Origin of the sequence: Serratia sp. CY44782 (genome assembly GCF_052168715.1) — a bacterium.
Taxonomy (GTDB): Bacteria; Pseudomonadota; Gammaproteobacteria; order Enterobacterales; family Enterobacteriaceae; genus Serratia; species Serratia nevei.
Genome location: NZ_JBJNME010000004.1, coordinates 350,454 through 374,816, shown reverse-complemented (window position 1 = coordinate 374,816; position 24,363 = coordinate 350,454). Strand labels below are relative to the sequence as shown.

At 59.8% G+C, this 24,363-nt stretch carries 20 protein-coding genes, 6 tRNA genes and 4 other RNA genes; 12 read left to right on the top strand and 18 right to left on the bottom strand.

Annotated features, from left to right (window positions below; all coding sequences use genetic code 11):
- Window positions 1–117 precede the first annotated feature (117 nt).
- The 9 genes from modE to gpmA all read left to right on the top strand — a co-directional run bounded on the left by modE (window position 118) and on the right by gpmA (window position 9,182).
- Window positions 118–909, top strand: a complete 792-nt coding sequence (gene modE, locus ACJ8HT_RS10085) for a molybdenum-dependent transcriptional regulator (protein WP_070914092.1) — start codon at window positions 118–120, stop codon at window positions 907–909.
- 90 nt (window positions 910–999) lie between these two features.
- Window positions 1,000–2,490 (top strand): molybdate ABC transporter ATP-binding protein ModF, encoded by a 1,491-nt coding sequence (gene modF / locus ACJ8HT_RS10080; RefSeq protein WP_197652238.1) that lies wholly within the window; start codon window positions 1,000–1,002, stop codon window positions 2,488–2,490.
- Window positions 2,491–2,585: 95 nt separating this feature from the next.
- Window positions 2,586–3,158 carry a cysteine hydrolase family protein gene (locus tag ACJ8HT_RS10075; protein WP_060423670.1) on the top strand — a complete coding sequence of 191 codons (573 nt, stop codon included), beginning with the start codon at window positions 2,586–2,588 and terminating at the stop codon, window positions 3,156–3,158.
- A gap of 167 nt (window positions 3,159–3,325) precedes the next feature.
- Window positions 3,326–4,147 carry a CPBP family intramembrane glutamic endopeptidase gene (locus ACJ8HT_RS10070; RefSeq protein ID WP_060440498.1) on the top strand — a complete coding sequence of 274 codons (822 nt, stop codon included), beginning with the start codon at window positions 3,326–3,328 and terminating at the stop codon, window positions 4,145–4,147.
- Window positions 4,148–4,431: 284 nt separating this feature from the next.
- Window positions 4,432–5,484, top strand: a complete 1,053-nt coding sequence (gene galT, locus ACJ8HT_RS10065) for a galactose-1-phosphate uridylyltransferase (protein WP_196018818.1) — start codon at window positions 4,432–4,434, stop codon at window positions 5,482–5,484.
- Window positions 5,481–6,632, top strand: coding sequence for a galactokinase (gene galK / locus ACJ8HT_RS10060; protein ID WP_197652239.1), 1,152 nt, complete (start codon window positions 5,481–5,483; stop codon window positions 6,630–6,632). Before galT ends, galK begins: the two co-directional genes overlap by 4 nt.
- Entirely contained in the window at window positions 6,626–7,669 is a 1,044-nt protein-coding gene (galM, locus tag ACJ8HT_RS10055) for a galactose-1-epimerase (protein WP_197652240.1), read from the top strand. The genes galK and galM overlap by 7 nt, the downstream gene beginning before the upstream one ends.
- A gap of 197 nt (window positions 7,670–7,866) precedes the next feature.
- Window positions 7,867–8,214 (top strand): PsiF family protein, encoded by a 348-nt coding sequence (locus tag ACJ8HT_RS10050; RefSeq protein WP_048232954.1) that lies wholly within the window; start codon window positions 7,867–7,869, stop codon window positions 8,212–8,214.
- 215 nt (window positions 8,215–8,429) lie between these two features.
- Window positions 8,430–9,182 (top strand): 2,3-diphosphoglycerate-dependent phosphoglycerate mutase, encoded by a 753-nt coding sequence (gpmA, locus tag ACJ8HT_RS10045; protein ID WP_004939834.1) that lies wholly within the window; start codon window positions 8,430–8,432, stop codon window positions 9,180–9,182.
- 46 nt (window positions 9,183–9,228) lie between these two features.
- Here gpmA and ACJ8HT_RS10040 read toward each other — a convergent pair whose 3' ends face one another.
- The 3 genes from ACJ8HT_RS10040 to aroG all read right to left on the bottom strand — a co-directional run bounded on the left by ACJ8HT_RS10040 (window position 9,229) and on the right by aroG (window position 12,791).
- A complete protein-coding gene (locus ACJ8HT_RS10040) occupies window positions 9,229–10,275 on the bottom strand; it encodes a M48 family metallopeptidase (protein WP_197652241.1) in 1,047 nt (348 codons plus the stop codon).
- 7 nt (window positions 10,276–10,282) lie between these two features.
- Window positions 10,283–11,473: a YjgN family protein gene (locus ACJ8HT_RS10035; protein WP_194572740.1), complete on the bottom strand. Its 1,191-nt coding sequence runs from the start codon at window positions 11,471–11,473 to the stop codon at window positions 10,283–10,285.
- A 265-nt stretch (window positions 11,474–11,738) separates the two neighbouring features.
- Complete coding sequence (gene aroG, locus ACJ8HT_RS10030) at window positions 11,739–12,791, bottom strand: 3-deoxy-7-phosphoheptulonate synthase AroG (protein WP_194572739.1); 1,053 nt, start codon at window positions 12,789–12,791, stop codon at window positions 11,739–11,741.
- 212 nt (window positions 12,792–13,003) lie between these two features.
- Here aroG and ACJ8HT_RS10025 point away from each other — a divergent pair, with 212 nt between their 5' ends.
- The 3 genes from ACJ8HT_RS10025 to zitB are packed head-to-tail and all read left to right on the top strand — an operon-like array spanning window position 13,004 to window position 17,768.
- Window positions 13,004–13,609 (top strand): response regulator, encoded by a 606-nt coding sequence (locus tag ACJ8HT_RS10025; protein WP_194572738.1) that lies wholly within the window; start codon window positions 13,004–13,006, stop codon window positions 13,607–13,609.
- A complete protein-coding gene (locus tag ACJ8HT_RS10020) occupies window positions 13,606–16,806 on the top strand; it encodes an ATP-binding protein (RefSeq protein ID WP_197652242.1) in 3,201 nt (1,066 codons plus the stop codon). Before ACJ8HT_RS10025 ends, ACJ8HT_RS10020 begins: the two co-directional genes overlap by 4 nt.
- Window positions 16,806–17,768, top strand: a complete 963-nt coding sequence (gene zitB, locus ACJ8HT_RS10015; RefSeq protein ID WP_033637476.1) for a CDF family zinc transporter ZitB — start codon at window positions 16,806–16,808, stop codon at window positions 17,766–17,768. The genes ACJ8HT_RS10020 and zitB overlap by 1 nt, the downstream gene beginning before the upstream one ends.
- Window positions 17,769–17,804: 36 nt before the next feature.
- Here the strand turns inward: zitB and pnuC are convergent, their stop codons facing one another.
- The 15 genes from pnuC to tolB all read right to left on the bottom strand — a co-directional run bounded on the left by pnuC (window position 17,805) and on the right by tolB (window position 24,234).
- Window positions 17,805–18,530, bottom strand: coding sequence for a nicotinamide riboside transporter PnuC (gene pnuC, locus ACJ8HT_RS10010; RefSeq protein ID WP_048232945.1), 726 nt, complete (start codon window positions 18,528–18,530; stop codon window positions 17,805–17,807).
- Between the two features lie 20 nt (window positions 18,531–18,550).
- On the bottom strand, window positions 18,551–19,612 hold the full coding sequence (gene nadA, locus ACJ8HT_RS10005) for a quinolinate synthase NadA (RefSeq protein WP_015376982.1): 1,062 nt from the start codon (window positions 19,610–19,612) through the stop codon (window positions 18,551–18,553).
- A gap of 319 nt (window positions 19,613–19,931) precedes the next feature.
- A non-coding RNA gene (locus ACJ8HT_RS10000) (RtT sRNA) lies at window positions 19,932–20,056 on the bottom strand.
- A 74-nt stretch (window positions 20,057–20,130) separates the two neighbouring features.
- Window positions 20,131–20,255: non-coding RNA, RtT sRNA (locus ACJ8HT_RS09995), on the bottom strand.
- 74 nt (window positions 20,256–20,329) lie between these two features.
- Window positions 20,330–20,405: transfer RNA gene (locus tag ACJ8HT_RS09990), tRNA-Lys, on the bottom strand.
- Window positions 20,406–20,411: 6 nt separating this feature from the next.
- Window positions 20,412–20,487: transfer RNA gene (locus ACJ8HT_RS09985), tRNA-Val, on the bottom strand.
- Window positions 20,488–20,532: 45 nt separating this feature from the next.
- A non-coding RNA gene (locus ACJ8HT_RS09980) (RtT sRNA) lies at window positions 20,533–20,655 on the bottom strand.
- Between the two features lie 13 nt (window positions 20,656–20,668).
- Window positions 20,669–20,744, bottom strand: a tRNA-Lys gene (locus ACJ8HT_RS09975).
- Between the two features lie 155 nt (window positions 20,745–20,899).
- Window positions 20,900–21,024: non-coding RNA, RtT sRNA (locus tag ACJ8HT_RS09970), on the bottom strand.
- Window positions 21,025–21,039: 15 nt separating this feature from the next.
- A tRNA-Lys gene (locus ACJ8HT_RS09965) sits at window positions 21,040–21,115 on the bottom strand.
- Between the two features lie 7 nt (window positions 21,116–21,122).
- Window positions 21,123–21,198, bottom strand: a tRNA-Val gene (locus ACJ8HT_RS09960).
- A 131-nt stretch (window positions 21,199–21,329) separates the two neighbouring features.
- A tRNA-Lys gene (locus ACJ8HT_RS09955) sits at window positions 21,330–21,405 on the bottom strand.
- A 178-nt stretch (window positions 21,406–21,583) separates the two neighbouring features.
- Window positions 21,584–22,378 (bottom strand): cell division protein CpoB, encoded by a 795-nt coding sequence (gene cpoB / locus ACJ8HT_RS09950; protein ID WP_033647153.1) that lies wholly within the window; start codon window positions 22,376–22,378, stop codon window positions 21,584–21,586.
- Window positions 22,379–22,387: 9 nt separating this feature from the next.
- Window positions 22,388–22,897, bottom strand: a complete 510-nt coding sequence (pal, locus tag ACJ8HT_RS09945; RefSeq protein WP_025160033.1) for a peptidoglycan-associated lipoprotein Pal — start codon at window positions 22,895–22,897, stop codon at window positions 22,388–22,390.
- A 44-nt stretch (window positions 22,898–22,941) separates the two neighbouring features.
- Window positions 22,942–24,234, bottom strand: coding sequence for a Tol-Pal system beta propeller repeat protein TolB (gene tolB, locus ACJ8HT_RS09940; RefSeq protein ID WP_004939856.1), 1,293 nt, complete (start codon window positions 24,232–24,234; stop codon window positions 22,942–22,944).
- Between the last annotated feature and the right edge of the window lie 129 nt (window positions 24,235–24,363).

Sequence of the window (24,363 nt, the reverse complement as noted above, 5' to 3'; positions counted from 1 at the left end):
TATATTATAACAACAAAGCAATGCCAGTCTTTATTGCCTCGCGCTCCACCGCACTGCGTTTGGCGCTTTGCCGCCAAATCGGCGACAATAAGATTTTTGCCGCCGACAGGATGCGCTATGCAGGCCGAAATTCTTCTGACTCTCAAACTCCAGCAAAAGCTGTTCGCCGATCCGCGCCGCATCGCGCTGCTGAAACAGGTGCAGCACACCGGCTCCATCAGCCAGGGCGCCAAACTGGCGGGCATCAGCTATAAAAGCGCCTGGGACGCCATCAATGAAATGAACCAGCTGGCGGAACAAACGGTGGTGGAACGCGCCACCGGCGGTAAAGGCGGCGGCGGCGCGCAGCTGACGCACTATGGCCAGCGGTTGATCCAGCTGTATGACCTGCTGGGCCAGGTGCAGCAAAAAGCTTTCGACGTGTTGCAGCAGGACGATCTGCCGCTCGACAGCCTGCTGGCGGCCATCTCGCGCTTCTCGCTGCAAACCAGCGCGCGCAATCAGTTCTTCGGCACCGTCATCGAACGCGATCATCAGCAGGTGCAGCAGCACCTGGCGATTTTGTTGAACGACGGCACCACTCGCCTGATGGCGGCCGTCACCCAACAAAGCGCCGACCGGCTGCAGCTGACGCCGGGTAAAGAGGTGCTGGCGCTGATCAAGGCGCCATGGGTGCGGTTAAGCGTCGATACGGCGGAGCATACCGGCGCAGATAACGCGCTGGCGGGCGTGGTGGCCGGCATTCAGCCAGGCGCTGAACACAGCGAGGTGCTGGTGACGCTGGCGGGCGGCGAAACCCTGTGCGCCACCCTGGCGACAGCGGAGTTGCAGCGTCTGCAGCTGAGCGTCGGTGCCGCCGTACACGCCCTGTTCAACGCCGATCGCGTGATTGTCGCCACGTTGTGTTAAGCGCAACGTGACGTTGCGTTTTTGTTGATTGACATCCCCCTGCAATGCGCCTATTTCTAAGGCAAATAATTGCAAAAAAAGGAACAGGTGATGTCGTCGTTGCACATTTCGCAAGGTTCATTCCGCTTAAGCGATACCCGCACCCTGACGCTGGACGCGCTGGAAATCCAGGCCGGCGACAGCTGGGCCTTCGTCGGCGCCAACGGCAGCGGCAAATCCGCCCTGGCGCGCGCGCTGGCGGACGAACTGGTTCTGCTGAGCGGTGAACGCCGCAGCGATTTTCAGCACGCGGTGCGCATCTCCTTCGAACAGCTGCAAAAAATTGTCAGCGACGAGTGGCAACGCAACAACACCGATCTGCTCAGCGCGGACGAGGACGACACCGGCCGCACCGCAGCGGAAATCATTCAGGAAGAGGTGAAAGACGCCGCGCGCTGTGAGCGGCTGGCCGCGCAGTTCGGCATCACCGCCCTGCTGACGCGCCGCTTCAAATACCTCTCCACCGGCGAAACGCGTAAAACCCTGCTGTGCCGGGCGCTGATGCCCGAGCCTGACCTGCTGATCCTCGACGAGCCCTTCGACGGGCTGGACGTTCACTCGCGCGCGCAGCTCGCCGCATTGCTGAGCGAGCTTTCCGCCCAGGGCCAAACCGTGGTGCTGGTGCTCAACCGGTTCGACGAAATACCGGATTTTGTCCGGCAGGTGGGCGTGCTGGCGGACTGCACCCTGACCAGCCGCGGGCCGCGCCGCCAGGTGATGGCGGACGCGCTGGTGGCGCAGCTGGCGCACAGCGAAAACCTCAGCGGGCTGGCGCTGCCGGAGACCGAGGATCCGACGCAAAAGGTGACGCTGCCGACGGATCGGCCGCTGATCGTCCTGCGCGACGGCGTGGTCAGCTATAACGATCGGCCGATCCTCAATCATCTCGACTGGCAGGTTAACCCCGGCGAACATTGGCAGATCGTCGGCCCGAACGGCGCCGGCAAATCCACGCTGCTCAGTTTGATCACCGGCGATCATCCGCAGGGCTACAGCAACGATCTGACGCTGTTCGGCCGCCGCCGCGGCAGCGGGGAAACCATCTGGGAGATCAAGCGCCATATCGGCTACGTCAGCAGCAGCCTGCATCTGGACTATCGCGTCAACACCAGCGTGCGCAACGTGGTGCTGTCGGGGTTCTTCGATTCGATCGGCATTTATCAGGCGGTGTCGGATCGTCAGCGGCAGCTGACCGAACAATGGCTGGCGCTGCTCGGGCTCGACGGCGCGCGCGGCGGCGATGCCCCGTTCCACAGCCTTTCCTGGGGCCAACAGCGGCTGGCGCTGATCGCCCGCGCGCTGGTGAAACATCCGGCGCTGCTGATCCTCGACGAGCCGTTGCAAGGGCTGGATCCGCTCAATCGCCAGCTGGTGCGTCGCTTCATCGACGTGCTGATCGGCCAGGGCGCCACCCAGCTGCTTTTCGTCTCGCACCATGCCGAAGACGCGCCGCAGTGCATCACTCACCGCCTCAGCTTCGTGCCCGACGGCGAGGGGGGCTACGGCTACCAACAGCAACGGCTGGAGGCGGCCTCCGCCTGAAGCGCGACGTAAACATATCCGGCAACACTTCACCGCAGCACATCACATTTGGCCTTTTATCATAGAAAGAAAGAAGGCCATTTTCTGGAGACGCCATGTCCGCTGCGTTGATTATTATCGACCTGATCGAGGATCTGATCGGGCCCAAAGGGCGTGCCAACCACTGCCGCGAACAGGTGGTGGCGACCCACCTGCTCGCCAACGTCAATGCCGCCGCGGCCTACGCCCGGGTGCGAAAAATCCCGGTGATTTGGGTGCGGGTGGGATTCGCCGACGATTATCATGATATTCCCCCCCACTCGCCGCTGTTCAACCATTTGAAACAGATAGGCGCGCTGCGGCTTAACAGCCCGGGCTGCCGCTGGATGCCCGAACTGCACCAGGAAGAGACCGATCTGCTGTTTGAAAAAACGGCGGTAAGCGCCTTCTCCGGTAACAATTTGTTAGCCTGGCTACGGCAGCATCGGTGCCATCATCTGCTGCTGGCGGGCGTCAGCACGCCGCTCGCCATCGAGAGCACCGCGCGTCAGGCGCACGACGCCGGCTTTCAGGTGACCGTACTGCACGATCTGTGCGCGGCTCCCACGCAGGAGATCCACCAGCAGAGCCTGGACACCCTGCAAAATCTGGCCGAAATCACCCGCTCGCAGGCCTGGATGAAAGGGTGATCCGCGCTGTCGCCGGCTGTGTGGGCCGGCATCATGCACAAATCCGTCACTGCCCCGACCTTTAGCGTCATTTGGGTGTGCTACTATCCGCTTTAGCGCTCAATTTCGCCATCATCGCACGCCGCAAAGGCGCTGAGCGCCGTGTACATATTTTAAAGGGACATATTATGTGGGGCGTACTGGCTGCTTCGTTATTTTTCTTGCCGTTTAACCGGCTGATAGCCTGGGTGATCCTGGCCGCCTCGGCGGGCATGGGGCTTTATCATGGGGTACTGACGCCGCTCAGCCTGAGTTATCTGCTGGCGATCGTTGCGTTGGCGGGCCTGCGTCACCATTTTCGCGAGCAGCGTAATCTGGCGATCGCGTTCGAAGGGTTGGTGGTCGCCGGCTGCATCGCGCTGTTCTTGCATCTGGTGCCGGGCATCCACAACCAGCTGATGATCGACGGCGACAAAGCCGGCCCGCTCAGCGCGCCGTTCACCATGTATTACAACTTCGATAAGGCGATGGTGCCCTTCCTGCTGTTCGCCTGCTTGCCCACGCTGTTCAGAACCGATAAAGCGGAAAAAAGCGTCGCCTCGGGTTCCTGGATTGCATTGATCATCAGCGTACCGGCGCTGTTGCTGCTGGCCGTGGCGCTGGGCGGTTTAAAAATCGAACTGCATGCGCCCGCCTGGATCCTGCCGTTCGTGATGGCGAACCTGTTCTTCGTCTGCATGGCCGAAGAAGCGCTGTTTCGCGGCTACCTGCAACAGCGCCTCAGCCAATGGCTGGGGGCCTGGCCGGCGCTGATCGTCGCCGCCCTGGTGTTCGGCGCCGCGCATTTGGCCGGCGGCATGCTGATGGTGATCTTCGCGACGCTGGCCGGCGTGATCTACGGCCTGGCATGGATGTGGAGCGGCCGCCTGTGGGTGCCGATTCTGTTCCATTTCGGGCTTAACCTCACCCATCTGCTGTTCTTCACCTACCCGCTGTATCAGCACCCCTGACGGCTGACGCCGGCAGAGAACCTCTCTCTGCCGGTTGACCAGGTGAAAACGCTATCACCGGCAGCTCACCGCGATCCCCTCAAGCACGTAGCCACCGGCTCATCTCCGCGCATCCGGCGCTTTTCAATGAAGTGTAAACGATTCCATTTTTCGCGTTAGATCACCTTTTTATCGCCACGGGCATGCTATCTTTTTACGCAATGTACTCTCCCTTTTCAGCAACGGGCGTATCAAGACGGCGGCTGAAAGCGATTACACCTCGTCGACGCCAAGAAAGGAACCGTATGACGGCATTTAACCCTATCGATCATCCACACCGCCGCTACAACCCGCTGAGCGGCCAGTGGGTGCTGGTCTCACCGCACCGCGCCAAGCGCCCCTGGCAGGGCCAACAAGAGGCCGTCCCCACGGAAACGCTGCCGGCGCACGATCCGGATTGTTTCCTGTGCCCGGGCAACGCGCGCGTCACCGGCGATCGCAATCCGGATTATCGCGGCACCTACGTCTTCACCAACGATTTCGCCGCGCTGATGAGCGATACGCCGCCGGCGCCCGACAGCCAGGATCCTTTGATGCGCAGCCAGAGCGCGCGCGGCGTCAGCCGGGTGATCTGCTTCTCTCCCGATCACAGCAAGACCCTGCCCGAATTGACGCTGCCGGCGCTGGAGCAGGTGGTCGCCGCCTGGCAGGCGCAAACCGATGAGCTGGGCAGGCAGTACCCCTGGGTACAGCTGTTCGAAAACAAAGGCGCGGCGATGGGCTGCTCCAATCCGCACCCGCACGGGCAGGTCTGGGCCAACAGTTTTCTGCCGAACGAGGCCGAGCGCGAAGATCGCCTGCAGCACGAGTATTTTCAGGAACATGCCTCCCCGCTGCTGCTGGACTACGCGCAGCGCGAGCTGGCCGCCGGCGAACGCATCGTGGTGAACACCGAGCACTGGTTGGCGGTGGTGCCCTACTGGGCCGCCTGGCCGTTTGAAACGCTGCTGCTGCCGAAAGCGGCGGTGCAGCGCATTACCGATCTCAGCGCGGCACAAAGCCAAGATCTGGCGCTGGCGTTGAAGAAGCTGACCAGCCGCTACGACAACCTGTTCCAGTGCTCCTTCCCCTATTCGATGGGATGGCACGGTGCGCCGTTCAACGGTGCCGACAACCGACACTGGCAGCTGCACGCCCATTTCTACCCGCCGCTGCTGCGTTCAGCCAGCGTGCGCAAATTTATGGTCGGTTACGAGATGCTGGCGGAAACCCAGCGCGACCTGACCGCCGAACAGGCCGCAGAGCGTCTGCGCGCCGTCAGCGATATTCATTACCGTGAAGCCGGAGCCCAAGCATGAGCCTGAAACCGCTTACCCATTCCCTGTTTACCGAACACTTCGGCTACGCGCCGGCGTTGACCATCCAGGCGCCGGGGCGGGTGAACCTGATCGGCGAGCATACCGATTACAACGACGGCTTCGTGCTGCCCTGCGCCATCGATTATCAAACCGTCATCGCCTGCGCCAAGCGCGACGACCGCCAGATCCGCGTACTCGCCGCCGATTATCAGAATCAGCAGGATCAATTCTCGCTCGACGATCCGATCGTCAGCCACCCCGATCAGCGCTGGTCCGACTATGTGCGCGGCGTGGTGAAGCACCTTCAGCGCCGCAACGCCGACTTCGGGGGCGCGGATCTGGTGATCGCCGGTAATGTACCGCAAGGGGCGGGGCTCAGCTCCTCCGCCGCACTGGAAGTGGCGGTGGGCCAGGCGTTGCAGGCGCTCTATCAGCTGCCGCTGGACGGCGTAGCGCTGGCACTGAACGGCCAGGAGGCGGAGAACCAATTCGTCGGCTGCAACTGCGGCATCATGGACCAGCTGATCTCCGCGCTCGGCCGGCGCGACAGCGCTCTGCTGATCGACTGCCGCTCGCTGGAAACCCGTGCGGTGTCGATGCCGGACAACGTCGCGGTGGTGATCGTCAACTCCAATGTGCAACGCGGGCTGGTGGACAGCGAATACAACACCCGCCGCAAACAGTGCGAGGAAGCGGCGCGGTTCTTCGGCGTCAAGGCGCTGCGCGACGTCAGCCCCGAACAGTTTGAGGCGCGTCAGCACCTGCTCGATCCGTTAGTGGCCAAACGCGCGCGCCATGTCATCAGCGAGAACGCCCGCACGCTGGCGGCGGCCGAGGCGCTGGCGGCCGGCGATCTGCAGCGCATGGGCCGGCTGATGGCGGAGTCGCACGCCTCGATGCGCGACGACTTTGAAATCACCGTGCCGCCGATCGATAAGCTGGTCGAGATCGTCAAAGCGACGATCGGCCTACGCGGCGGCGTGCGCATGACCGGCGGCGGCTTTGGCGGCTGCATCGTCGCACTGATGCCGCAGGATCTCGTGGAGACGGTGCGTGCCGCCGTGGCGCACGAGTATCCGCGGCAAACTGATGGATTGCGGGAAACGTTCTACGTCTGCCAGGCTTCGCAAGGTGCCGGCCTATGCTGACGACAACGACGGCAGTCGCACCCGATGGGCAACCTTACCAGCTGACACAACTGCAAAATGCCGGCGGCATGACGGTGACGCTGATGGACTGGGGCGCCACCTGGCTGTCCGCCGTCTTGCCGCTTAAATCCGGTGAAAGGCGCGAGCTGCTGCTTGGCTGCCGCAGCCCAGCGGACTACCAACGCCAGGGCGCCTATTTGGGCGCCACCGTCGGCCGCTACGCCAACCGTATCGCCAACGCCAGTTTGCCCATCGACGGGAAATCCCATGCGTTGATCGCCAATCAGGGCGCCCACCAGCTGCACGGCGGCCCCGACGGTTTCCATGCCCGCCGCTGGCGCCGGGTACAGCACGATGCGCAGCAGGTTTGCTATGCACTGCACTCGGCGGATGGCGATCAGGGCTTTCCCGGTAATCTCGACGTGCAGGTCTGCTACCACCTGACCCCCGACAATCGCGTGGAAATCAGCTATCTGGCGCAGGTCGATCGCCCCTGCCCGGTCAACCTGACCAACCACGCCTATTTCAATCTGGACGGTGCCGGCACCGACGCCCGCGCCCAACGGCTGCAGCTGTTCGCCGATCGCTATCTGCCTGTCGATCCCGAGGGCATTCCCTGCGCCGAGCTGACGCCGGTGGACGGCAGCGGCATGGATTTTCGCCAACCGAAAACGCTGCTGCAGGATTTTCTGCGTGACCGCGACCAGCAGCGGGTAAAAGGCTACGATCACGCTTTTCTGCTGCACCGCACCTGCGGCGCGCTGGAGTGCCCGGCGGCCCATTTATGGTCCGCCGACGGACAAGTGCAGATGAGCGTGTTCACCGACGCGCCCGCACTGCAACTCTACAGCGGCAATTATCTTGCCGGCACGCCGGCGCGCGATGGCGGCAGCTATGCCAACCACGCCGGCGTGGCGCTGGAGAGCGAGTTTTTGCCGGACAGCCCGCACCATCCCGAATGGCCGCAGCCGGACTGTTGGCTGCAGCCGGGGAGCCGCTACCGCAGCGCCACGCATTATCAGTTTTATCCTATCTGACCCGCCACGCCCCTCGCCGTGCGGCCGGGGGCGATTTGTTATAAATGCTTACCTTTTAGCGCTATTCCCCCGCCGGCACCCACCTTTCCTTATTCCAAAGCGCGCACTACACTCAGGCTACCGTGATAAGCACAACGCCTTGTGCAACGTCACAATTTTCGGCCGATGGCGGCCAATCAATAGCTGAAGGAACACCTATGCGTCTGATTACTGCACTTCCATTGCTGGCGGGCTTAATGCTGAGCACCAATCTGATGGCGGCCGACGCGACGACGGCGACAAAAACGCCTTCGCCGGCGCAGGCGGCCCAGCAGAAACGCATGACCGATTGCAACCAACAGGCATCCACCAAGTCGCTGAAAGGCGCGGATCGCTCCACCTTTATGAGCACCTGCCTGAAGTCTGAAGGCGCCGCCGCGACGGGCAAAACCCTGACGCCGCAGCAGCAGAAAATGAAAACCTGCAACGCCGACGCCAAGACCAAGAATCTGAAGGGCGACGCGCGTAAAACCTTCATGAGCAGTTGCCTGAAAAAATCGGCCTGATTTGCCCCACGCCACGGCGCGCCCGAAGCGATTTCGGCGCGCCGTTTCTCTCTCTCAGCGCCAGCCTGAACGATTCAGCTTTTTCCCTTCGCCAGCCCTTACTTTGCGGCAAGAAATTGGCTATGGTTAGACACTATCGATTGCCGAGCCCCGGCCCGCAGCAATATAATGATTTTCGTTATCATTGAAATGTCAGATTATTAAGGAGTTAAGCTATGGCTGTAACTAAGCTGGTTCTGGTGCGTCACGGCGAAAGCCAGTGGAACCAAGAAAACCGCTTCACCGGTTGGTATGATGTCGATCTGTCCGACAAGGGCCGTACCGAAGCGAAAGCAGCAGGCAAGCTGTTGAAAGAAGAAGGGTTCACTTTCGACTTCGCTTACACCTCCGTTCTGAAGCGCGCGATCCACACCCTGTGGAACATCCTCGACGAGCTGGATCAGGCCTGGTTGCCGACCGAAAAATCCTGGAAGCTGAACGAACGTCATTACGGCGCGCTGCAGGGTCTGAACAAAGCGGAAACCGCTGAAAAATACGGCGACGAGCAGGTGAAACAATGGCGTCGCGGCTTCGCGGTGACCCCACCTGAACTGACCAAAGAAGACGAACGTTACCCTGGCCACGATCCGCGCTACGCCTCGCTGACCGAGCAAGAGCTGCCGCTGACCGAAAGCCTGGCGCTGACCATCGATCGCGTGATTCCTTACTGGGACGAAGAGATCCTGCCACGCATCAAGAGCGGCGAGCGCGTGATCGTTGCGGCGCACGGCAACTCGCTGCGCGCGCTGGTGAAATACCTGGATAACCTGAGCGAAGACGAAATCCTCGAGCTGAACATCCCAACCGGCGTGCCGTTGGTGTATGAATTCGACGAGAACTTCAAGCCAACCAAACGTTACTACCTGGGTAACGCCGACGAGATCGCGGCAAAAGCGGCGGCCGTGGCAAACCAGGGTAAAGCGAAGTAATTTCGCCCGTTAACGAAAAAGCCCCCGGTGAAAACCGGGGGCTTTTTTATTGCTGTCGCGACTGCTGTGCCATCGCCTCATTCACCGCCTCCAGCCGTTCCTGCATCGCCGGATGGGTGCTGAGCCAGGCCGGCAGCGTCCAGCCATCAGCCGTTTCACGTTCAGGCGCCTGCGCCAGCGCACGGTAGATCGCCGCCATCTCCGCCAGCGAACGCCCCTGGCGCTGCATTTGCGCAATGGCGAACGCATCCGCCTCGCGCTCCATCCCGCGGGAAAACTGCATCTCATTCACGAAGGACGCAGACTGCAGCAGCGTATCGCCGATGCCGCTGACGTCACCGGTCATCCACATCAGCGTCAACGCCACCAGCGACGAACGCACCAGCATGCGCATTGGGTGGCGATGAGCGTGGTGCCCCATCTCATGCAACATGACTGCCGCCAGCCCATCGTCGTTTTTCGCCAGGGCGACCAGACTATCGCTGAGCACCAGCGTGCCGTCCGGCAACATAAATGCGTTCGGCGCACCGGGCACCGCCATCAGCTTCAACGACAGCGGCGTGCGTTCCTCACGCATCTCGGCCGGCATCACCTGCCGGAACAACCGCTGCAACGCCCGCTGCCGCTCGGCCGACAATGCCGAGGGCTCGAAACCGCTCTGGCTCAAGAACGTCTGCGTATGTTCGCCCAGCGTCTGTTCCACCGACGTGGGGATACGCATGGCGATCTCGCTGCTCGCCCACGGCAATACCACATACACGTAAGCCACGACCGTGAACAGCGTCATCAGCAGCGCCAGAGCGACGCCGCGTTTGTGGCGTTCCAGACGATGCACCCAGCCCGGCGAACGGCGCTGATAGAACCAGCGGCGAAACGCCGCGTCGTCGTCCGGCACAAAGCGCGCGCCGTCCTTAAAGGTCAGCGTCAGCGGAATATTGCCCAGCGCCGCAGAGACGGTGATGTCCGCCAAGGGGATGTAACGTTGCTCATCCTGCCGCTGCAGCGTCACACCCTCGCCGCTTTCGTTCACCAGCAGGCGGGCCGCCTCACGTGCGGCCCGCCCCGGCAACTGGTAGGCGCCCTCTAGGATCATTGGCGCCTCAGAAGCTGCCGCCCAGATCCAGCGCCTGCACCGCTTCTTCGGCCACCGCGCTGTTGGCGGTTTCCTGATGCGCCGCGATGTCCAGCAATGCCAGATCGCCTTCAACCGCCGTGCACTCCGCCAGATAACGGGCGTGACGCACTTCCGCCACCGGTACGGCGAAACCGAACGAGAACAGCGTGATCAGGGTATTGGTGATCAACAGTCCCATATACGGCAGGGTCTGCATGGAAGAGCGCAGTTTGATGCTGCCGTTCAGCGTCGCCTGGTTAAACAGATAGTTGCGTTGGGCGACAATCTGGTAGCTGCTGGCAATCAAGGCGCCAACCAGCAACACCACCATCATCAGCAGCAGGCTGCCAATATTCTCCAACACCAGCAAATCGGCGGTTTCATCCGTCAACATACCCATCAATACCATTTGGTACAGTGACAGGATAAACGACCCCATACACACCAGCGCCGCCAACATGAACGGCAGGAAAATGAGCAGGCCGATCAAGGCAAATTTGATGAAGGCCGACTTTTTCAGCTCGGCAATAAACGGCGTGCGGCCGAAGAACAGATTATTAACGTACAGATCGTGCTGCAGCGCGCTAATAATACCGTTGACGGCGGCGAATGCCGGCACGGCCAACAGCAACGTCAACACCAGCATCAGGCCGATGGCGTTAATGCTGTCAAAGCTGCTGCCAATACTGAGCAAAATGATTAAGCCGACATAAAGCCCGATAATCAGTAATAGCGGGCAGAACAGTAGCGCCCAATAAGCGCGCCCGGTGCGGCAAACATAATTAAAACGTACGCCGCGATAGCTCGACATAATTGCATTGTAGCGCCAGCTGCGAATCACCACCCATGGCAGCAGGGCAAGCAACGCCAATAAGGCCAGCAGCCCCAGCAGCGGCGCCACCGCCAGCAGGATATAAAACACGATGATGCCGCCGATCACCAACAGCCGCCCTTTCAGAATTTGCAGCGGCTGCGCATGGTAATCGAAACGATCGCCGTCCAACTCCGTGTTGCCGTAAAAATAGCGACGACGACGCACCGTCGCCCAGGCGGAATAGATGCCCAGGGTCACGATGGTCAATAATGCATTGACTAACCAAATAGCGAAGTACTCGCCACCTTTCCCATGGAATTTAATCCGGTGCAGCTCCAGCGGCTGCGAGGTATTGCTTGTCATAATTCTTTCGTCCTGAAAGGAATAGGTCATACCACTCCCCGCTTATTTGTCATGCGGGGTTTGTGGAATAAAAAAGCGTCTTATATAAGCACAATGCCATGAGCAGTGACAATTATTCTTTTATTAAATAGGAATAATGCGAAGGAGGTCGCTTAATGATTTCATTGGCCTATTAATTGTAAGCCTTAAATGAGTGGGATATATAGAGGTGCAATGACAAGGATAAAACAAGGGCCCGGCTGCCAGGCCCTTGTCATTTTAGCGATTATCCGCGGCGCGCTTTCACCGCCGCCGCCAGATCGCGCAGCACGGTTTCGGTGTCCTGCCAGCCGATGCAGCCGTCGGTCACGCTCTTGCCGTAAACCAGCGGTTCGCCGCTTTCGAGGTTCTGGTTGCCTTCGACCAGGTGACTCTCAATCATCACGCCGATAATCGCTTTTTCACCGCCGCTGATCTGCCCGCAAACGTCAGCGCTCACGTCCATCTGTTTTTTGAACTGTTTGCTGCTGTTGGCATGGCTGAAGTCGATCATTACCTGCGCCGGCAGCCCGGCTTTGCTCAGGCCGGCTTTGACGTCCTTCACGTGCGCCGCGCTGTAGTTCGGCTCTTTGCCGCCGCGCAGAATAATATGACAGTCGCCGTTGCCGCTGGTGTTAACGATCGCCGAATGGCCCCACTTGGTTACCGACAGGAAGCAGTGCGGCGCGCCGGCGGCGTTGATGGCGTCGATCGCCACCTTGATGGTGCCGTCGGTGCCGTTCTTGAAGCCGACCGGGCATGAAAGGCCGGAGGCCAGCTCGCGGTGCACCTGCGATTCCGTGGTACGCGCGCCGATGGCGCCCCAGCTCATCAGATCCGCCAGGTACTGCGGCGTGATCATGTCGAGGAATTCGCCAGCGGCCGGCAGGCCGCTATCGTTGATCTCCACCAGCAGCTTGCGCGCCAGACGCAAACCGTCGTTGATGTTGAAGCTGTTGTCCATCTGCGGATCGTTGATCAGGCCTTTCCAGCCCACGGTGGTGCGCGGTTTTTCGAAGTATACGCGCATCACTACTTCCAGTTCGCCGCTCAGTTCTTCACGCAGCGCCAGCAGACGCTCTGCGTACTCTTTGGCAGCTTTCGTGTCATGGATAGAGCAAGGGCCAATCACCACCAGCAGGCGATCGTCGCTGCCGCGGAGGATATTGTGAATTGCGCTGCGGGCCTGGGACACCGTCTTTGCTGCGCGTTCAGTGGCCGGGAATTTCTCCAGCAGAGCCACTGGCGGCAGGAGTTCCTTAATATCATTAATGCGTAAATCGTCGTTTTGGTAATTCATAGCTTTTCCATTCGGTATCGAGGGGTATTTCGCAGTGCGTAACGGTATAGATCCAAACAATCTAGCCTGTGGGAATGGCGCTGTAAATCACCTTTGCCCCCCTCCTCTGGAACCGCCAAATTAACAGCAGATTGTGCTGTTTCATCAGGGGAGCGCAGAGCCTCCTTTTTCGCTATGCTAGCGATCGGAATATAAAGTGACCCGAGTTGAACATGCCCTCTCTGTTATTAGTTGATGACCACCCGGTGGTTCATGTCGCACTGGAAGCGGCGCTAATGAAATCATCCCGCTCCTACCGCCTGCAGGCGGCGCAGGACGACGTCCAGGCGCTGGCCCTGCTGGCCGAGGCCGCTTTCGGCCTGGTGATCCTGGATATCGGCCTGCCGCAGGTCGACGGGCTGCAGCTGTTGAAAAAAATCCGCCGCCGCTACCCGCAGCAGCCGATCCTGATCTATACCGCGCAGGAGGCCGAGGTCTATGCGCGCATGGCCCATGCCGCCGGGGCCAACGGTTTCGTCAATAAAGGCAGCTCCCTGGCGCAGCTGGTACAGGCGATCGAGCAGGTGCTGGACGGTGAAACCCACTTCCCCGCCGCCGCGCTGGCGGAAGAGGCGCCGACGGCGGAAGGCGGGCTGCTCACTCCCAAAGAGCTCGAGGTACTGGGCTTGCTGAGCCAGGGGTTGTCCAACCTGCAGATCGCCGATCGGCTGCACATCAGCAACAAGACCGTCAGCACGCACAAGAAAAATATCCAGCGCAAGACCGGCGCCGGCAACCTGCTGGAGCTGGTCGCGGTGTTTAAAGAGTTGGCGCCATGATGCGCCGCGCCCTGCTGCTGCTGATCCTGTGGAGCGGTCTGGCGCAGGCGGCGGAGCCGGTGCGCTACCAGCTGGTCAGCAACCTGAATACGCCCGAGAACATGCTGATCGTCGGCGAGAAAAATCCCTGGCGCGACCGAACGCTGCGCGTTGGCATCATCAGCGAGAACACCAGCCCGTACAACATCATCGTGGACGACGATCTGTACGGGCTGAACGCCGACTACCTCGGCTATATCCAGCAGGTGACTGGTATTCGCTTCGCCATTTACGGCTTTGCCGATCTGAAGCAGCTGGAGCAGGCGCTGCACGACGGCAAGATCGATCTGTTGTACGGCATCCCGCAGAGTGAGGCGCTGCACGGCCTGGCGATCTCTCAGCCCTATTACGTCAGCAACCTGCGCGTATTGCGCGATCGCAGCAACGATCGGCCGGTGATGCTCAACTCCGCCAATGCCCGCGTCGCGATCGGCGCGCTGACCGACATGCAGTCCGGCGGCGCTCTGCAGGCGGTGGCGTCGCAGATTCAGCGCTACGACAACAATCTGCAGGCGGTCTACTCGCTGCTCAACGGCAGCAGCGACTACTTTATCGCCGACGAGGCCAGCGCCAGCTTTATCATCGACCAACTGCAGCTCGGCCAGCTCTATCAGATTGAAAGCAACGAGAACCTGGGCAACCTGTCCTTCGTGTTCGCCGCCGCCGACTCACGGCTGATAGACACGCTGGACACCGCCATCGCCGACGCGCCGATGGAGCTGATGAACGCCCTGCAGAGCCGCTGGAGCAAAAAGATCCCCAGCTACCTCGACACCGGCAATGCCGACCTGACGACGATGGAGAAGAATTGGGTGGCGAGCCACCGCGTGGTTTACTACGCCGCCATCGAGAACAACTTCCCGTTCGCCTACCGCGGCTCTGACGGCCAGCCGCGCGGCTACGCCATCGACATTCTCAACATCATCGCGCAAAACACCGGGCTGCGTTTCGCACCGCTGTGGGCGCGCAACGCCGAGCAGGCCGATCGGCTGGTGCAGTCCGGCCAGGCCAGCTTCCGCGCCGCCCTGCCGCTGGCGCGCGGCGTTAAGGCGCGCTACGGCGCCAGCATGCCGATCCACCGCTCGCTGTGGGGCGTTTACGTCGGCCAGCACGCCGACGGCATTTCCACCTGGAGCGATTTGGCCGGCAAGCGCATCGGCGTGCTGCAGGGCGATTTGGCGCAGGGGCTGGTGCCGGAACAGGAGCAGGCCATCAGCTTCGACGACAGCAAGTCGATGTACGACGCGCTGGCCAACGGCCAGTTGGATGCGCTGGTGGATAACGTTATCTCCGCCAACTTTTTGGCGCTGTCGCGCTATTCCGGCGCCATCAAGCTGGCCTTTGCCGCCAACAACATCCCCTATCCAGTGGCCTTCGGCGTGCGCCGCGATCAACCTCTTTTGTTGGCGATCCTCGATAAGAATCTGATGCAGATCCCGGCGGACACCCTGCAATCGCTGCGCGACGAGTGGATCGTCGATCGCAGCAACCTGATCGACGCGGTGAATGACAACCGCATGCCGCCGCAGACCACCTGGCTGCTGGCACTGCTGGCCGCCGCCACCGTGCTGCTGCTGGCGCTAACGCTGCGCCGTTTCATGCTGCAGCGCCGTGAAAAACGCGAACGCGAAGAACTCGAGCACGCGCGCCGCCGCGCCGAAGCAGAAAACCGCATGAAGAGCAAATTCCTCGCCACCGTCAGCCACGAGCTGCGCACGCCGATGCACGCCATCCTCGGCCTGCTGGAGCTGGAGCTCAAACGCCAACCCGCGCCGGAAGGCCTGCCGGTGATATACAGCTCGGCCTCTTCGCTGCTCAACCTGCTCAACGACCTGCAAGATCACGCCCGGCTGGAAACCGGTTCGCTGACGCTGGCGCCGAAACCGGTGGCGCTGCGCCCCTGGGTAGCGCGCATCGACGCCCTTTACCGGCCGCTGATCGGCGAACGCCCGTTGACGCTGAGCGTGCTGGCAGATCCGGCGCTGCCGGAGGCGGTGATTATTGATGGTGAGCGTTTACTTCAAGTGGCTAACAACCTGATAAACAACGCGATAAAGTTTACACCGCGCGGCACTATTCAGGTCGAGATCGGCTGGCGCGCGCAAGATGAGCGGCAGGGGGAATTGCGATTAACGGTGAACGACAGCGGCTGCGGCATCGCCGCCGATGAGATAGGCAAGCTGTTCCAACCGTTTTACCGCGCGCGCGGCGCGCAACGCATTTCGGTGCAGGGCACCGGTTTGGGACTGTCTATCTGCAAAGAGATCGTCGAACAGATGGGCGGCCGCATCGAGCTGCACTCGCAGCCGGGCGTCGGCACCCGCGTCGAGGTCGCGATACCGGTCGAGCTGAGCGGTGCGGCGCCGGCTGTCGCCCAGGAGGAGCACACCTATCCTCTGCCGTCTTCCGCCTTGCGTACCGCGCTGATCGACGATCACCCCACCAATTTGTTGCTGCTGGAACGCCAGCTGCGCCACTTCGGGCTGCAACCCGCCCGCTTTGAACAAGGCTATGCGCTGTTGAAGGCCCAGCGCCGGCAACCGTTCGATCTGCTGTTTATCGACTATAACATGCCGCGCCCGGACGGGCTGACGCTGGCCAGGCTGATCCGCCGCGACGAACAGCGGCTGCAACGCCCGCCTTGCCGCATCGTGCTTTGCTCGGCAGACGTGCAGGAGTTTACCCGCATCCCGCCGGGGCTGGTGGCGATCGACCACTTCCTGACCAAACCGATTTCACTGGCGGCGATCGGCCAGGTATTGGCTCAGCAACCGCAGGCTCAGGAAGAAAAGTCAGTCCTTACTGACCTGCGACAAACGCTGGCCGAAATGGCAGGTGGCGATCGCGCCATGCTGCAGCGGCTGGCGCAGACGCTCGGCGATACGCTGCGCCAAGACCGGCAGCGGCTCGCGGACGCCGTCGCCGCGAGCGACTGGCCACAGCTGGAGCAGGCGGCGCACCGCATCAAGGGCAGCCTGCTGATGCTGCAGCTGCCGGAAGCCGCGCAGCTGTGCCAGCAGCTGGTGGATACCGCACGTCGGGGCGAGCTTGCCGCCGCCGCTTATACTAAATTAAAGGCGTTAGTGGCGCAGATAGAACCGGAGCTGGACGCTCTGCTCGCCGCCGCCCCCTCTTTCGCTATGCATAAGGATGAATAATGTCGGACACTCCACACGTACACCTGCCGAAAGACAGTAATAGTAAACGCCTACTGACCGCTTTTTTAGTCACCGCCGTCTTTATGGTGGCCGAGGTGGTCGGTGGCCTGTTGTCCGGCTCGCTGGCGCTGTTGGCCGACGCCGGCCATATGTTGACCGATGCCGCCGCGCTGCTGGTGGCGCTGATGGCGGTGCACTTCTCCCAGCGCAAGCCCAACGCGCGCCACACCTTCGGCTATCTGCGCCTCACCACCCTGGCGGCCTTCCTCAACGCCGCGGCGCTGCTGGTGATCGTGGTATTCATCCTGTGGGAGGCGATACGGCGCTTCTTCGAACCGCAGCCGGTGATGGGTACCCCGATGCTGATCATCGCCGTAGCGGGGCTGCTGGCGAACCTGTTCGCCTTCTGGCTGCTCCATCGCGGCAGCGAAGAGAAAAATATCAACGTGCGCGCCGCCGCGCTGCATGTGTTGGGCGACCTGCTCGGTTCGGTGGGCGCCATCGTCGCCGCCATCGTCATTCTTGCCACCGGCTGGACACCGATTGACCCGATCCTGTCGGTGCTGGTCTCCTGTCTGGTGCTACGCAGCGCCTGGCGGCTGCTGAAGGAGAGTTTCCACGAGCTGTTGGAAGGCACGCCGCAGGAGGTCGATATCGCCAAGCTGCAAAAAGACCTGTGCCTGAATATCCCGGAAGTGCGCAACATCCATCACGTGCATGTCTGGCAGATCGGCGAACAAAAGCTGATGACGCTGCATGCGCAGGTGATCCCGCCGCATGACCACGATGGGCTGTTGCAACGCATTCAGGCTTATCTGTTGGAACACTACAAGATTGGCCATGTGACCATTCAGATGGAGTACCGGCACTGCGAGACACCGGACTGCGGTATCAACCGGGCGCCGGAGCCGAGTGAACACTCACATGCCGAAGCGCACTCCCATCTGGGACATCGTCACTAAGCCAAGAGGGCGCCACCACGGCGCCCTCTGCTGTTGCTACGGTGCGGACGAGAGCGGGTTGGAACGGTTACGCCCGGCGCTCTTGATCCACAGCCAGGAGCCATTCAGGGCGATCAGCGTCAGAATGACATACTCCAGCGCCATCGCGTACACCCCCTGGTAAGCGAAGATCGCCACGCTGATGACGTCGATAACCACCCACAGCAGCCAGTTTTCCACGTACTTGCGCGTCATCAGGATCATCGCCACGATGGAGAGCACCATCATCGCCGAATCCCAGAACGGGAACGCGTCCGGCTGCAGTTCAGGCATCTGCACGTTCAGCCCCAGCCCTTGCATCACCGCTACCGCGATCTGCGTCAGCCAGGCGAACACGCGGTCGATGTTAAAGGTCATCAGGCCAATGCCGATGACGCAAACCGCCGCCCAGGCCAACGCTTTCGGCAACGGCAGCCAGCGGATCTGCAGCTCAGCCTGATTATCCTGGGTTTGGCGGCTCCAGGCATACCAACCGTAAATGTTGGCGCCGAAAAAGAACAGCTGCAACAGCAGGCTGGCGTACAGCTGGATCTGGAAGAAAATTACCGCGAACAGCGTGACGTTGATCAGGCCGAACAGGTAGTTGATGATTTTTTCCTTGCTGGCGTACCAGATGCACAGCAACCCGAACAGCGTGCCGATGGCTTCGATCCACGACAGATCGTAACCGCCCGCGCCAAGCGGAATGTGCACCAGAATATTGCTGGTACTGAAGAAGCTCATGAAGTCATCCTTTTAAACGGTTAAGCGTTGCCTTTAACCTGCATCTTAAGCTGAGCGGCGAAATCCAGCATGCGGTTCAGCGGCACCAGCGCCTTCTCACGCAGCGCGGCGTCCACGTGGATCTCATGCTGCGCGCCCCCCTGCTCCAGCCCTTCGGCAATCGCCTTCAGGCCGTTCATTGCCATCCACGGGCAATGCGCGCAGCTGCGACAGGTCGCCCCTTCTCCGGCGGTCGGCGCTTCGAACAGCTCCTTGTCCGGGCAGGCCTGCTGCATCTTGTAAAAGATACCGCGATCCGTGGCGACGATCAGCTGTTGATGCGGCAATGTTTTCGCCGCCTGAATCAGTTGGCTGGTCGATCCCACCGCATCCGCCAACTCAACCACCGCCTGTGGCGATTCGGGATGCACCAGGATGGCCGCCTGCGGATAAAGCGCCTTCATGCGCCGCAGCGCCTGAGTCTTGAACTCGTCATGGACAATGCAGGCGCCTTGCCAGCACAGCACGTCGGCGCCGGTCTGCTTCTGCACGTAGCTGCCGAGATGGCGATCCGGCGCCCAGATGATCTTCTCGCCCAAGCTGTCCAGGTGTTCGATCAGCTCAACGGCGATGCTGGAAGTGACCACCCAGTCGGCGCGCGCTTTGACCGCCGCCGAGGTGTTCGCATAGACCACCACGGTACGATCGGGGTGGCTGTCGCAAAACGCATGAAACTCCTCTTCCGGGCAGCCCAGATCCAGCGAACATTCGGCAAACAGCGTCGGCATCAGCACCTGCTTTTCCGGGCTGAGGATCTTGGCGGTTTCCCCCATGAAGCGCACGCCGGCCACCAACAGCGTGGAAGCCGGATGGGCGCTGCCGAAGCGCGCCATTTCCAGCGAATCCGCCACGCAGCCGCCGGTTTCTTCCGCCAACGCCTGGATTTCCGGATCGGTATAATAGTGGGCGACCATCACCGCATTGCGCTGCTTGAGCAGGGTTTTGATCTTCTCGCGATAAAAGGCTTTTTCGGCTACGTCCAGCGGAACCGGTTTCGGCGGGAAGGGATACACCGCCGCATTGACATCAAACATTTCACTCATCGCTGCAATCTCATGCTAGGCTGGGCGCCTGCCGCGTGAATATTGCCTGCCGCAACGCCCTTCGTTTTATATACTAAACAAAATACCTAAAGCTGCGCGAAAAGTCCGCTGATATTTTCATATTTGCGCACCTATTGTTTAATGAATTAAAAACACAGACATTGGCTACACAGCTCACAGCGAGTAATGGCCTGACGAGACCGTATAGCCGTTCAGAGAACAGCGTGATGATCGGTGCGGTGTTGAAACGAGAAAGCACGAATGTAGCTGACGGTGCTGCAGATGCGAAAAAAGCGCCAAAAGGCGCTTTTCTCTGAATGGGTGGGTCGTGCAGGATTGATTCGGCCTGTGGCCTCACCCTGCGGGCAACGCTGCGCGTTGTCGTATCGCTGCGCGATGCTCGAACCTGAACGCAGGATCTCACCCGCACGACTCGGTGACCATGTTAGCGAGAAGATAAGGTCAGGTTTAGATGTTACAGAAACGAAAAAAGCGCCAAAAGGCGCTTTTCTCTGAATGGGTGGGTCGTGCAGGATTGATTCGGCCTGTGGCCTCACCCTGCGGGCAACGCTGCGCGTTGTCGTATCGCTACGCGATGCTCGAACCTGAACGCATGATCTCACCCGCACGACTCGGTGACCATGTTGGCGAGAAGATGAGGTCAGGTTTAGATGTTACAGAAACGAAAAAAGCGCCAAAAGGCGCTTTTCTCTGAATTGGTGGGTCGTGCAGGATTCGAACCTGCGACCAATTGATTAAAAGTCAACTGCTCTACCAACTGAGCTAACGACCCGCAGTGTGGTGGGTGATGACGGGCTCGAACCGCCGACCCCCTCCGTGTAAAGGAGATGCTCTACCAACTGAGCTAATCACCCACTGCTGTGGTACTGCTATTTTTCACACCTTGCTCTATTAAAGAGTGGTGGGTCGTGCAGGATAACTCGGCCTTTGGCCTCGCCCTTCGGGCCATCACCGGAGTGATGTTGTCTCGCTTTGCGAGACTCGAACCTTTACGGTTCTCATCCTGACGATTTAACACCTTGCTCTATTAAAGAGTGGTGGGTCGTGCAGGATTCGAACCTGCGACCAATTGATTAAAAGTCAACTGCTCTACCAACTGAGCTAACGACCCACTGATGTGGTTTACTGCTGATGGCGAATAGGCTCTATTGGAACCGACTCGCGGAAAACAAGGATGGGGGATGTTCAGGACAACTCGACGGGTACTCGACTCGGACCTTTACTTTGCCACATCAAACCGATTCTGAAGCTGCCATTCTTAAAGAATGGTAGGTCGTGCAGGATAACTCGGCCTTTGGCCTCGCCCTTGCGGGCCATCACCGGAGTGATGTTGTCTCGCTTCGCGAGACTCGAACCTTTACGGTTCTCATCCTTTACGATTCTCTATCGCAGCCATTCTTAAAGAATGGTGGGTCGTGCAGGATTCGAACCTGCGACCAATTGATTAAAAGTCAACTGCTCTACCAACTGAGCTAACGACCCATAACAGTGGTGGGTGATGACGGGCTCGAACCGCCGACCCCCTCCGTGTAAAGGAGATGCTCTACCAACTGAGCTAATCACCCACTGTTGTGGTTACTGCTACTTCAGAAATTGGTGGGTCGTGCAGGATGACTCGGCCTTTGGCCTCGCCCTGACGGGCCATCACTTCGTGATGTTATCCTTCCCGATTCCACTTCATTTCTTGCTTCAAAATTGGTGGGTCGTGCAGGATTCGAACCTGCGACCAATTGATTAAAAGTCAACTGCTCTACCAACTGAGCTAACGACCCAATTTCCCTGCCGCTTTAACATCTTGCAAGATGTCTTGGCAACGGCGGCATATATTACTAATTTATCTTGGCAGCGCAACCTAAATTTTTTACTGATGCGTTCAACTGCTTGTTCTTCACGCGAATGAGCCCAGAAATCGGTCAAATCGACTAACTTCTGGGCTCATTTTTCTGACTGTTAACCGCCTACGCGGCTTTTCGCCTGTTTGGCCGCCGCACTGGTTGGGTACTGTTTAATCACCTGCTGGAATACGGCTTTGGCTTTATCGGCCTGCCCTTTCTCCTGCATGATGATACCCACCTTGTACATGGCGTCCGGCGCCTTCGGTGATTTCGCGTAATTCTTCACCACCACCGCAAAATAGTAGGCCGCGTCGTCTTTTTTACCCTTGTTGTAGAACAACTGGCCCAGCCAATAGTTGGCATTGGGCTGGTAGGTAGACTTCGGGTACTGTTTTACGAAGGACTGAAAGGCGGAAATCGCCTGGTCATACTGTTTTTTTTCCAGCGCCAGAGAAACAGCGGCGTTGTAGTCGCTGTTCTCATCACCGCCGCTCGGCGTTGCAGAAGCAGCTGCAGGCGCGCTGCCGCCCGCATCGGAAGATGCGCCTGCGGCTGCCCCACCGGCAGCGCCCGCGGCCGCAGAGGCGCTCTGAGCGCCGCCCTGGCTGAGGCTATCCATCTGCTGATAGATTTGCTTCTGGCGTTCAACCACCTGATTCAACTGATACTGACTTTCCTGGATTTGCCCACGGAGAGAATCAATGTCGCGTTGGTTATCAGAGAGTTGTTGCTGGAGTTGGTTCAAAAGCTGGCCTTGAGCATTGCTGATGCGCTCAAGCGAGGTGACGCGGTCTTCGACCGAGCCGGAGCCGACATTACTGATTGGCGCTTGGGCAGTAGCGGCCCAGGGGGCCGCTACGCCAACCAGTAACGACAGACTCAACAGGTGACGTCTGAAGTTACTGTTCATGCGATTCTCTTAGTAAACCAGAACGGCACGACGGTTTTTAGCATAAGCCGCTTCGTCGTGGCCCAGTACTGCTGGTTTTTCTTTACCGTAAGAAACGATAGAGATCTGGTCAGCGGAAACGCCTTTACCCTGCAGGTACATTTTAACAGCGTTAGCACGGCGCTCACCCAGAGCAATGTTGTATTCCGGCGTGCCGCGTTCGTCAGCGTGGCCTTCAACGGTCACTTTGTAAGACGGGTTGTTACGCAGGAATGCAGCGTGCGCGTCCAGCATCTGAGCGAATTCGGAGCTTACGTCATACTTGTCCAGGCCGAAGTAAACGATGTTGTTCTTCTGCAGTTCTTGCATCTGCAGACGAGCTTGTTCTTCGGAAGACAGGTTGCTGCTGCCGTTTTCCATACCAGTGCCAGCGCCCATACCAGATTGGTCGTTGTTTGCGCTTTTGTTAGAACTACAAGCTGCTACAGCCAGAACTGGCAGTGCCAGCAGAAGCCCTTTCAGCACTTTGTTCAGTTGCATTTCTTTGATCCTTTTATAGTTTGCCATACATATTTACACATGCATCACAGATACGGCGACCAGGCAGGGAATTTGACCTGTCCATCAGTTGCCGGAAGACGCGCTTTGAAACGCCCATCAGTTGACACCAACTGCAACACGGAGCCCATACCTTGCGTGGAGCTATAGATCACCATGGTGCCGTTTGGCGCAATACTAGGCGTTTCATCCAGGAAGGTGCCGGTCAAAACCTGAACGGCGCCCGATCCAAGATCTTGTTTGGCGATGTGTTGTGCACCACTGTTGGTGCTTACCATCACCAGGAATTTACCGTCGGAGCTGACTTCAGAATCCTGGTTCTGAGAGCCTTCCCACGTCAGACGCTGTGCAGCACCGCCGCTGGCGCTGATTTTATAAATCTGCGGACGCCCGCCCTGGTCGGAGGTAAACGCCAGCGACTGGCCATCCGGGAACCAGGTCGGTTCGGTGTTGTTGTTGCGACCATCGGTCAGCTGCGTGATCTGGCCGGAGCCGAGGTTCATCACGTACAGGTTCAGGCTGCCGCTCTTGGACAGCGCGAAGGCCAGCTTGCTGCCGTCCGGCGAGAACGCCGGCGCACCGTTGTGGCGCGGGAACGAGGCGATCTGGCGGATTGCGCCGTTAGCCAGGGTCTGTACCACCAGCGCGGAACGGCCGCTCTCGAAGGTCACGTAAGCCAGTTTGCTGCCGTCCGGCGACCAGGCCGGCGACATCAGCGGCTCAGGCGAACGGTGCACCGTGAACTGGTTGTAACCGTCGTAATCCGCTACGCGCAGCTCATACGGGAATTTCCCGCCGTTGGTCTGCACGACGTAGGCGATACGGGTACGGAACGCGCCCTTGATGCCGGTCAGCTTCTCGAACACTTCGTCGCTGGCGGTATGGGCAGAATAACGCAACCATTGTTTGGTCACTTTATACTGGTTCTGCGCCAATACGGTGCCCGGCGAACCCGAGGTGTCCACCAGCTGGTAGGAGATCAGGTAGCTGCCGTCGGCACCAGGTTGAACCTGGCCGACAACCACGGCGTCGATGCCCAGCGCAGTCCAGGCCGCCGGCGTCACTTCAGACGCGGAGGTCGGTTGCTGCGGCATGCGCGCCACGTCGATCGGGTTGAATTTGCCGCTGTTGCGCAGATCCGCGCCGACAATCTTGCCGATATCTTCCGGCGGCGTGCCTGGGCCCGCCCATTTAAACGGCACCACGCCAATCGGACGAGCGGAGTCGACCCCTTGGGTGATTTCAATGCGAACTTCCGCGTGCAGCACGGACGCCCACAGAATTAAAAAACCTAGCGCTACTCGAAATGCCTGCTTCATCTCATCTCCCTTATCCAGGCGGGATGCCTGCGATAAATTAGCAGAATTTTAACAAACCAACTTACGTAAAACTACATAATCCCTGTTGGTTACCTTAGTACATCCCTGTGATATCACTCACTCAATCAA

Excerpts from the sequence above, each read along its gene's own strand:
- modE (WP_070914092.1), top strand. The coding sequence starts at position 118 with ATGCAGGCCGAAATTCTTCTGACTCTCAAACTCCAGCAAAAGCTGTTC.
- modF (WP_197652238.1), top strand. The coding sequence starts at position 1,000 with ATGTCGTCGTTGCACATTTCGCAAGGTTCATTCCGCTTAAGCGATACC.
- ACJ8HT_RS10075 (WP_060423670.1), top strand. The coding sequence starts at position 2,586 with ATGTCCGCTGCGTTGATTATTATCGACCTGATCGAGGATCTGATCGGG.
- ACJ8HT_RS10070 (WP_060440498.1), top strand. The coding sequence starts at position 3,326 with ATGTGGGGCGTACTGGCTGCTTCGTTATTTTTCTTGCCGTTTAACCGG.
- galT (WP_196018818.1), top strand. The coding sequence starts at position 4,432 with ATGACGGCATTTAACCCTATCGATCATCCACACCGCCGCTACAACCCG.
- galK (WP_197652239.1), top strand. The coding sequence starts at position 5,481 with ATGAGCCTGAAACCGCTTACCCATTCCCTGTTTACCGAACACTTCGGC.
- galM (WP_197652240.1), top strand. The coding sequence starts at position 6,626 with ATGCTGACGACAACGACGGCAGTCGCACCCGATGGGCAACCTTACCAG.
- ACJ8HT_RS10050 (WP_048232954.1), top strand. The coding sequence starts at position 7,867 with ATGCGTCTGATTACTGCACTTCCATTGCTGGCGGGCTTAATGCTGAGC.
- gpmA (WP_004939834.1), top strand. The coding sequence starts at position 8,430 with ATGGCTGTAACTAAGCTGGTTCTGGTGCGTCACGGCGAAAGCCAGTGG.
- ACJ8HT_RS10040 (WP_197652241.1), bottom strand. The coding sequence starts at position 10,275 with ATGATCCTAGAGGGCGCCTACCAGTTGCCGGGGCGGGCCGCACGTGAG.
- ACJ8HT_RS10035 (WP_194572740.1), bottom strand. The coding sequence starts at position 11,473 with ATGACAAGCAATACCTCGCAGCCGCTGGAGCTGCACCGGATTAAATTC.
- aroG (WP_194572739.1), bottom strand. The coding sequence starts at position 12,791 with ATGAATTACCAAAACGACGATTTACGCATTAATGATATTAAGGAACTC.
- ACJ8HT_RS10025 (WP_194572738.1), top strand. The coding sequence starts at position 13,004 with ATGCCCTCTCTGTTATTAGTTGATGACCACCCGGTGGTTCATGTCGCA.
- ACJ8HT_RS10020 (WP_197652242.1), top strand. The coding sequence starts at position 13,606 with ATGATGCGCCGCGCCCTGCTGCTGCTGATCCTGTGGAGCGGTCTGGCG.
- zitB (WP_033637476.1), top strand. The coding sequence starts at position 16,806 with ATGTCGGACACTCCACACGTACACCTGCCGAAAGACAGTAATAGTAAA.
- pnuC (WP_048232945.1), bottom strand. The coding sequence starts at position 18,530 with ATGAGCTTCTTCAGTACCAGCAATATTCTGGTGCACATTCCGCTTGGC.
- nadA (WP_015376982.1), bottom strand. The coding sequence starts at position 19,612 with ATGAGTGAAATGTTTGATGTCAATGCGGCGGTGTATCCCTTCCCGCCG.
- cpoB (WP_033647153.1), bottom strand. The coding sequence starts at position 22,378 with ATGAACAGTAACTTCAGACGTCACCTGTTGAGTCTGTCGTTACTGGTT.
- pal (WP_025160033.1), bottom strand. The coding sequence starts at position 22,897 with ATGCAACTGAACAAAGTGCTGAAAGGGCTTCTGCTGGCACTGCCAGTT.
- tolB (WP_004939856.1), bottom strand. The coding sequence starts at position 24,234 with ATGAAGCAGGCATTTCGAGTAGCGCTAGGTTTTTTAATTCTGTGGGCG.